This window comes from Streptomyces gobitricini (assembly GCF_039532985.1).
Classification (GTDB): Bacteria; Actinomycetota; Actinomycetes; order Streptomycetales; family Streptomycetaceae; genus Streptomyces; species Streptomyces gobitricini.
In genome coordinates, this window is sequence record NZ_BAAASR010000052.1 from 117,642 (window position 1) to 125,860 (window position 8,219).

Annotated in this window: 8 protein-coding genes; 5 read left to right on the top strand and 3 right to left on the bottom strand. The window is 71.3% G+C overall.

Going from position 1 to position 8,219, the window contains the following annotated elements; genetic code table 11:
• Positions 1–469: 469 nt before the first annotated feature.
• Together ABD347_RS30345 and ABD347_RS30350 are read left to right on the top strand one after the other, a co-directional pair.
• Positions 470–733: a hypothetical protein gene (locus ABD347_RS30345; RefSeq protein WP_344367184.1), complete on the top strand. Its 264-nt coding sequence runs from the start codon at positions 470–472 to the stop codon at positions 731–733.
• Positions 734–811: 78 nt separating this feature from the next.
• Entirely contained in the window at positions 812–1,381 is a 570-nt protein-coding gene (locus ABD347_RS30350) for a hypothetical protein (protein ID WP_344367185.1), read from the top strand.
• A gap of 49 nt (positions 1,382–1,430) precedes the next feature.
• On the opposite strand, the gene ABD347_RS30355 is transcribed toward ABD347_RS30350, so the two are convergent.
• The 3 genes from ABD347_RS30355 to ABD347_RS30365 form a co-directional block, all read right to left on the bottom strand.
• Entirely contained in the window at positions 1,431–2,111 is a 681-nt protein-coding gene (locus ABD347_RS30355; protein WP_344367187.1) for a gamma-glutamyl-gamma-aminobutyrate hydrolase family protein, read from the bottom strand.
• Positions 2,112–2,123: 12 nt separating this feature from the next.
• A complete protein-coding gene (eat, locus tag ABD347_RS30360) occupies positions 2,124–3,566 on the bottom strand; it encodes an ethanolamine permease (RefSeq protein ID WP_344367188.1) in 1,443 nt (480 codons plus the stop codon).
• A 247-nt stretch (positions 3,567–3,813) separates the two neighbouring features.
• The gene (locus tag ABD347_RS30365) at positions 3,814–4,560 is read right to left on the bottom strand and encodes a FadR/GntR family transcriptional regulator (RefSeq protein ID WP_344367189.1); all 747 of its coding nucleotides are present in this window, start codon (positions 4,558–4,560) and stop codon (positions 3,814–3,816) included.
• A 78-nt stretch (positions 4,561–4,638) separates the two neighbouring features.
• Here ABD347_RS30365 and ABD347_RS30370 point away from each other — a divergent pair, with 78 nt between their 5' ends.
• The 3 genes from ABD347_RS30370 to ABD347_RS30380 are packed head-to-tail and all read left to right on the top strand — an operon-like array spanning position 4,639 to position 8,177.
• Entirely contained in the window at positions 4,639–6,003 is a 1,365-nt protein-coding gene (locus tag ABD347_RS30370; RefSeq protein ID WP_344367190.1) for a glutamine synthetase family protein, read from the top strand.
• 8 nt (positions 6,004–6,011) lie between these two features.
• Positions 6,012–7,391, top strand: a complete 1,380-nt coding sequence (locus tag ABD347_RS30375) for an aldehyde dehydrogenase family protein (protein WP_344367191.1) — start codon at positions 6,012–6,014, stop codon at positions 7,389–7,391.
• Between the two features lie 3 nt (positions 7,392–7,394).
• Positions 7,395–8,177, top strand: a complete 783-nt coding sequence (locus ABD347_RS30380; RefSeq protein ID WP_344367192.1) for a 3-oxoacyl-ACP reductase — start codon at positions 7,395–7,397, stop codon at positions 8,175–8,177.
• Positions 8,178–8,219 lie beyond the last annotated feature (42 nt).

Below are 8,219 nucleotides of genomic sequence, written 5' to 3' on the forward strand. Positions count from 1 at the left end.
GTCAGGGCGGTCGCCGGCAACGGAACCGAGTCGATCTTCCTGGCCAACAGCCAGTATCCCGCCGGCCTCGACAGGACGGACGTCACGCGCTTCCTTTACGAGGTGGCCAACGATCCCGAGGGCCGCGCGGGAACCATCCTTGGCGAGAGCATCTACACCGCCAGCTCGATGGAAGCGCACATCGCCGAGCCGGAGCTGTTCGACGGTAAGACGGAGGACGCCATCCGGACCATCGCCAAGAATGCCGGAATCATCGAAGGCATCGTCGGGCATTCGGTGGCAGACGCGGAAATCGCCGGCCACCTGAAAGCTGAGAAGGATACGAACGGCGCCCTGAAGAGCAGGGGGGCTTCTTCAAGGCCGTTGTGGCGGCCGGCGTGGGTGCGGGTACCGTCGCCCTGGTGGGGACATCAGCGGCCGTGGCTGCGGGAGCGCGGCGGCCAGCGGCTTCTTCGGTGGGGTCGCGGGTATGGCCGTGGACCGCCTCACGGAGTCGCAGCAGGTCGATGGAGCCTTGGACAGGGCGCTCCACTCCAGCGGGCAGACGCTGAACGAGACCATGGAATCGGCAAGTGTGCAGACGCAGCAGAGCGCAGTCGACGCTCTCAAGGAGCACGGCTCGAAGGAGTTGACGGAGGATGCCACGAAGAACATGATCCGTGAGGAGCTGCAGGCCGGCTGGAACGACAGCGACAACATGCTGGAGGATTCCCATGCCCGACCGGCAGCGTGATTCCGAGTAGATGCAGGCAGTCGAATGCTGGATTTGCGAAAGAAACACATAGTAAGTGCCGGAATCGGCTGCACGTTGGTGCTCGGTGCGGTATTCGGATACCTGGAGATCTTCACCAAGGGGCTCGACCGGCTACCGGCCAGGCTGTGCGACGGCGCGGTGGACCGGCAGACGGCGGCCCGCGCGCTTCCGAGTGCACGGAAGGCGGAAGAGAAGGGCACGCTGAACCAGCACGGGGACGACTTCACGTTCTTCTGTTCCGTCCGCACCAGCGGTGACTCCGTCATTTCAGGAGAGGTTCAGCCGGGCGACGCCTCTCCCGGCACGTGGCGCAACCACTATGCGCAGAAGCGGGACGGCAGCGTCGTCGAGGTGTCCGCGGGAGACATCAGGGCGCTCGCTCTCCCGAACCTCGCGTCCGCCTACGTCCCCTGCACTCCTCCCGGCAAGAAGCCCGGCGAGGCGCGGGAGGCCTATGCGTTGACCGTCGACGCCCGGACCATCGGGGAGACCCGCGTTCACGGGGACGAGTTGAGGCAGGTCCTCATCGACTTCGCTTACCAACTCGCTCGGCACACGTACAAGACCGTCGACTGCCAGGAGTCGCGGACGTTCCCGGAGGAACTGCCCAGGATCCCCGACGCGTGACATGCGCGAGAGGCCCGGCCCGCTTCCGGCGGGCCGGGCCTCTCGCGGCTCACGAGGCCGCCGCGACCAGCCCCTCCATCACCCGCAGGTCGGTGCCCATCTCCGGGTGCCACTGCACGCCCAGCGCCCACCGCACGCCCGCCAGCTCGACCGCCTCCACGGTGCCGTCCTCCGCGTGGGCCGAGGGCGTCAGCCCGTCGCCCAGCCGGTCGACGGCCTGGTGGTGGTACGTCGGGACCGTCGCCGCCTCGCCGACCAGCGCCGCGAACCGGGTCCCCGGCACCGGCTTCACGGTGTGGCTGCCGAAGACCCCGACCCCGCCGGTGTGGCCGTCGAGGTGCTGGACCAGCGTGCCGCCGAGGGCCACGTTCAGCAGCTGCATGCCGCGGCAGATGCCGAGCACCGGCGTGCTCGTCGCCAGCGCCGCCCCGATCAGCGCGAGTTCCCACGCGTCGCGTTCCTCCGCCGCAGGCCCGGTACGGGGGTCGCGCTCGGCCCCGTACCGGGCGGGGTCGACGTCCGCGCCGCCCGCGACGACGAGGCCGTCGAGGCGGGCGACCACCTCCGCGGCGACCGGGGGCGCGTCCGGCGGGAGCATCGCGGCGATGCCGCCCGCCGCCTGGACGAGGCGGGGGTACGTCTCGGGCAGCAGCGCCGCCCGCATCTCCCACACGCCCCACTTCGCGGGGTCCAGGTAGGTGGTGACGCCGATCAGCGGCTTGGCGGGCACGACGGCTTCCTCTCAGTTGCGTTCGAGTTCGGCCTCGGCCGCCGCCAGCGCGGCGAACTCCTCCTCGGGCGCGCTGGCGACGAGACGGTGCCGACTGTAGAAGGCGAAGTACGCCAGGGCGACCACGTAGACCCCCAGCGCGATGAGCGCCGCGTCCTTGTCGACCAGGAAGGTCGCCACCAGCGCGGACAGCGCCAGCACGAAGGCCACGGAGGACGTCAGGACCCCGCCGGGCGTCCGGTACGGGCGCGGGAGGTCCGGCTCCCGGCGGCGCAGCACGATGTGGGACAGCGCCATCAGGGCGTAACTGATGGTGGCGCCGAACACCGCGATGTTCAGCATGCGCGCCCCGTTCCCGGTGCCCGCCGCCAGCGCGAACCCGATCGCGCCGGGGATCAGCAGGCCCAGGTAGGGGGACTTGCGGCGGCTGGTCAACGACAGGAAGCGGGGCAGGTACCCGGCCCTGGACAGGGCGAACAACTGCCGCGAACCGGCGTAGATGAGCGAGAAGAACGAGGCCACCAGCCCCGCCAGACCCGCGTAGTTGACGAACCGGCTCAGCGCGGTGGGGTCACCGTCCCCCTGGAGCGCCACCACCAGCGGATTGCCCGCGTCCTGGATCGCGGCCGACCCCCGGGCGCCCGTCGACGCGAAGAACGTCAGCACGGCGAGGAGCACCAGGATCAGCATCGACAGGGAGAGGGCCCGGGGCATCGACCGCACCGGGTCCTTCGCCTCCTCGGCCGCGAGCGGGACGCCCTCCACGCCCAGGAAGAACCACATCCCGAACGGGAACGCCGCCCAGATGCCGAGCAGCCCGTACGGCAGCCAGGAGTTCGCCCCGAACGCCGACGCGTCGGCCGGGATGTCGTTCAGCCCGTCCGCCCGGAACTCGGTGAACGCGCCGGCCGCGAAGATGAGCAGCGCCGCCACCGCGATCGCCGTGACGATCAGGCTGAAGCGCAGCGCCTCGCCGACGCCCCACAGGTGGATGCCGATGAAGACGACGAAGCAGGTCAGGTAGACCGGCCAGCCGGACTCCAGGCCGAAGAGGCCGAGGGACTCGACGTAGTCGCCGATGAAGATGGAGATGGCGGCCGGTGCGAGGATGTACTCGATGAGGATCGCGGTCCCGGTGAGGAACCCGCCCCACGTGCCGAGCGCCCGGCGGGCGAAGCCGTAGCCGCCGCCCGCCGCCGGGAGGATCGCGGACAGCTCGGCCAGCGCGTACACCAGACAGGCGTACATCACGCCCATCAGGACGGTCGCTATCGCCAGCCCGCCGAAGCCTCCCTCGGCGAGGCCGATGTTCCAGCCGGAGAAGTCGCCGGAGACGACGTACCCGACGCCGAGGCCGGTGAGCAGCAGCCAGCCGGCGCTGCCCTGCCGCAGCGCCCGGCGCCGGAGGTAGTCGTCCGCGGCGGGGGAGGTGTTCTCGGTGTCTTCCAGCGTCATGGCAACAGCGCTCCCGCGTCGGTGGTCGGGACCCAATGGAATGGACCCATACCTTTGCGGTGGGTGGCCGCGAGCGCAAGCCCCATGCGTTACTTTCCGGTTACGCGCCCGCGCCCGCGCCCGCGCCCGCGCCTCCGCCGGGCCGCGCCCGCCGCCGGGGGTAAGCCCCCCGCCCTCCCGCCGGGCCGGGGGTCCTGCTCCGCCGGGCCGCGCCCCTCGCCCCGGCCGGGGGCGCCCCCCCGCCGGCCTACGCCAGGAAACCGCGCAGCAGCGCCGCCGTCCCCGCGCAGTGCTCCCGCATCACCTCGCGCGCCGCGTCCGCGTCCCCCTCCAGGACGGCCTCCACCAGTGCCGTGTGCTGGTGCTGCGAGTGCTCCAGGTTGCGTACGAGCAGGGGGATGCAGTCCAGCAGGTCGTTCACCGACGCCCGTACCGCCGCGTACTGCGCCGTCAGCGTCGGCGAACCGGACAGCTCCGCCAGCGTCAGGTGCAGCAGCGTGTCCTGGCGCCGGTAGTCGTCCAGCGGCGCGTCGTGCGTCGCCCGCAGGGCCGTGCGCAGCCGCTCGGCGTCCGCCTCCGACAGCCCGTGCGCGGCGCACAGCCCCGCCGCGCCCACCTCCAGCACCTCGCGGAAGCGCAGGGTGTCCTCCACGTCCACCGACGCGATGCGCCGCCGCAGCTCCGCCTCGCCCGTGTCGCCGGGCGCGCGGTCCCGGTGCAGAACGAACGTCCCGCCGTAGCGGCCGCGCCGGCTCTCCACCAGGCCCTGCTCCTGGAGGACCTTGAGAACCTCGCGCAGCGTGACCCGGCTGATCCCCATCCGGTCCGCCAGTTCCCGCTCGGCGGGCAGCCGCTCGCCGCCCGGCACCAGCCCGAGCCGTACGACCTGGAGGATCTGCTCCAGGGCCTCCTCGAAACCGTTGCCAGCCCGCACCGGCCGCAGCACGGGAGTCAACCGGTCCTCGGGCTCGTGGCCCGAGCTCTTCCTCGCCACCTCGCGGTTTCCCCTTCCCAAGCAATGGTCTCGCCCAATACCTTATGGCTCCCGGCTGACCGAAGGAGGAGCAATCCCGTGGCAGACCGCAAACCCCCGCTCGACGTCGAGGAACTGCGTGCCCTCGTCGCGAGCGGTGAGATCGACACAGTGGTCCTGGCCTTCCCCGATATGCAAGGGCGGCTTCAGGGCAAGCGGTTCGCCGCACCCTTCTTCCTCGACGAGGTACTGGAGCACGGCACCGAGGGCTGCAACTACCTCCTCGCCGTGGACGTGGAGCTCAACACCGTCGACGGCTACGACATGTCCTCCTGGGCCAAGGGCTACGGCGACTTCGCCATGCGCCCGGACCTGTCCACCCTGCGGCGCGTCCCCTGGAACGAGGGCACGGCCCTGCTCGTCGCCGACCTCACCTGGAACGACGGCTCGCCCGTCGTCGCCGCACCGCGCCAGATCCTGCGCCGCCAGCTGGAACGGCTCGCCGAACACGGCCTCACCGCCCACGTGGGCACCGAACTCGAGTTCATCGTCTTCAAGGACACCTACGAACAGGCGTGGAACGCGGACTACCGCGGCCTCACCCCGGCGAACCAGTACAACATCGACTACTCCGTCCTGGGCACCGGACGCATCGAGCCCCTGCTGCGCCGCATCCGCAACGAGATGGCCGCCGCGGGACTGACCGTGGAGTCGGCCAAGGGCGAGTGCAACCCCGGCCAGCACGAGATCGCGTTCAAGTACGACGAGGCCCTGGTCACCTGCGACCAGCACGCCATCTACAAGACCGGAGCCAAGGAGATCGCCTCCCAGGAGGGCTTCTCGCTCACCTTCATGGCGAAGTACAACGAGCGCGAGGGCAACTCCTGCCACATCCACCTGTCGCTGCAGGACGCCGACGGCCGCAATGTCATGGCGGGTAACGGACCCGGTGGCATGTCACAGGTCATGCGGCACTTCCTCGCCGGGCAGCTGGCCGCGCTGCGGGACTTCTCCCTGCTCTACGCGCCCAACGTCAACTCCTACAAGCGCTTCCAGCCCGGTTCCTTCGCTCCGACCGCCGTCGCCTGGGGTCACGACAACCGCACCTGCTCCCTGCGGGTGGTCGGCCACGGCCGCTCGACGCGGTTCGAGAACCGTCTCCCCGGTGGTGATGTCAACCCGCACCTCGCCGTCGCGGGCCTGGTCGCGGCCGGCCTGTACGGCATCGAGCAGCGGCTGGAACTCCCCGAGCCGTGCGAGGGCAACGCGTACACCGCCGACTACGCCCACGTCCCCACCACGCTGCGCGAGGCCGCGGAGCTCTGGGAGAAGAGCCCCCTCGCGAAGGCCGCCTTCGGGGACGAGGTCGTCGCCCACTACCGCAACATGGCGCGGGTCGAGCTCGAAGCCTTCGACGCCGCGGTGACCGACTGGGAGCTGCGCCGCTCCTTCGAACGCATGTAAGGACCCATGTGAGCACCGAGCACCTCGCAACCGAGCACCTCGTCCTCGACCCCGCCACCGAGGAGGTCGTCGCCACTGTCCCGGCCGCCACCGCCGCCGACATCGACGCCGCCGTCGTCCGCGCCGCCGCCGCCCAGCGCGACTGGGCGGCGGCCGCCCCCGCCGACCGCGCCCGCCTGCTGCGCCGCTTCGCCACCGTCGTCGACGAGCACGTCGAGGAACTGGCCCGGCTCGAGGTCCGCGAGGCGGGCCACACCCTCGGCAACGCCCGCTGGGAGGCCGGCAACGTCCGCGACCTGCTCGACTACGCCGCCGGGGGAGTGGAGCGCCTCAACGGCCGGCAGATCCCCGTCCCGGGCGGGCTCGACATCACGATCCTCGAACCGCTCGGCGTCATCGGCGTGATCGCCCCGTGGAACTTCCCCATGCCGATCGCCGCCTGGGGCACCGCACCCGCCCTCGCGGCCGGCAACGCGGTCGTCCTCAAGCCGGCCGAGACCACACCCCTCACGGCGCTGCGGCTCGCCGAACTGGCCCTGGAGGCGGGCCTGCCGGAGAACCTCTTCCAGGTACTGCCGGGCGCCGGCCCCGTGGCGGGCGACGCGCTCGTCCGGCACCCCGGCGTAGCCAAGATCGTCTTCACCGGATCCACCCGCGTCGGCAAGCAGGTCATGGCGAAGTGCGCCGACCGTGTGAAGCGCGTGACCCTCGAACTCGGCGGCAAGAGTCCCAACATCGTCTTCGCCGACGCCGACATCCCGGCCGCGGCCGCCGCCACCCCCATGTCCTTCCTGGACAACTCCGGCCAGGACTGCTGCGCCCGCACCCGCATCCTCGTCCAGCGCTCCGTCTACGACCGCTTCCTGGAGCTCCTCACGCCGGCCATCGAGGAGATCGTCGTCGGTGACCCGTCCGACGAGAGGACCCAGATGGGCCCCCTCATCTCCCGGGCCCAGCTGGAACGGGTGCGGGGGTACGTCCCCGACGACGCCACCGCCATCCGCGGCAAGGCCCCCGAGGGCCCCGGCTTCTGGTTCCCGCCCACCGTCCTCACCGGCCTCGCCCCCGACGCGCCCGCCGCCGTCGAGGAGGTCTTCGGGCCCGTCGCCGTGGTCCTCCCCTTCGACGACGAGGCGGACGCGATCCGGCTCGCCAACGCCACCGAGTACGGCCTGTCCGGCTCCGTCTGGACCCGGGACGTCGGCCGGGCGCTGCGCGTCTCGGACGCCGTCCGGGCGGGGAACCTCTCCGTCAACTCCCACTCCAGCGTCCGTTACTGGACCCCGTTCGGCGGTTACCAGCAGTCCGGCCTCGGCCGTGAACTCGGCCCCGACGCCCTCACCGCCTTCACCGAAACCAAGAACGTCTTCATCAGCACGGAGGCCTGACCCATGACCGAAACCCCTGTGTGCCGCCGCCTCACCGGCCGTACCGCCGTCATCACCGGCGCCGGCAGCGGCATCGGCCTCGCCACCACGCGCCGCCTCGCCTCCGAGGGCGCCCACGTCGTCTGCGGCGACATCGACGAGCAGGCGGGCAAGGCGGCGGCCGACGAGGTCGGCGGGATGTTCGTACGCGTCGACGTCACCGACGCCGACGAGGTCGAGGCGCTCTTCAAGGCCGCGTACGACACCTACGGCAGCGTCGACATCGCCTTCAACAACGCGGGGATCTCGCCGCCCGAAGACGACTCCATCCTCACCACCGGCCTGGAGGCGTGGAAGCGGGTCCAGGAGGTCAACCTCACCTCGGTCTACCTCTGCTGCAAGGCCGCCATCCCGTACATGCGGCGCCAGGGCAGGGGCTCCATCATCAACACCGCCTCGTTCGTGGCCGTCATGGGCGCGGCCACGAGCCAGATCTCCTACACCGCCTCCAAGGGGGGCGTCCTCGCCATGTCGCGCGAGCTGGGCGTGCAGTTCGCCCGCGAGGGCATCCGCGTCAACGCCCTGTGCCCCGGCCCGGTGAACACCCCGCTCCTCCAGGAGCTGTTCGCCAAGGACCCCGAGCGCGCCGCCCGCCGCCTCGTCCACATCCCGGCCGGGCGCTTCGCCGAGGCGGAGGAGATCGCGGCCGCCGTCGCGTTCCTGGCGAGCGACGACTCCTCGTTCGTCAACGCCACCGACTTCCTCGTCGACGGCGGCATCTCCGGCGCGTACGTCACCCCCCTGTAGCCCACCCGCCACCCACCCGGCGGCCGGGCGTCGCGTCGCACG

Bases quoted from the DNA above. Each gene is read 5' to 3' on its own strand.
- ABD347_RS30380 (WP_344367192.1), top strand. From the start codon at position 7,395: ATGACCGAAACCCCTGTGTGCCGCCGCCTCACCGGCCGTACCGCCGTC.
- ABD347_RS30345 (WP_344367184.1), top strand. From the start codon at position 470: ATGGCCGTGGACCGCCTCACGGAGTCGCAGCAGGTCGATGGAGCCTTG.
- eat (WP_344367188.1), bottom strand. From the start codon at position 3,566: ATGACGCTGGAAGACACCGAGAACACCTCCCCCGCCGCGGACGACTAC.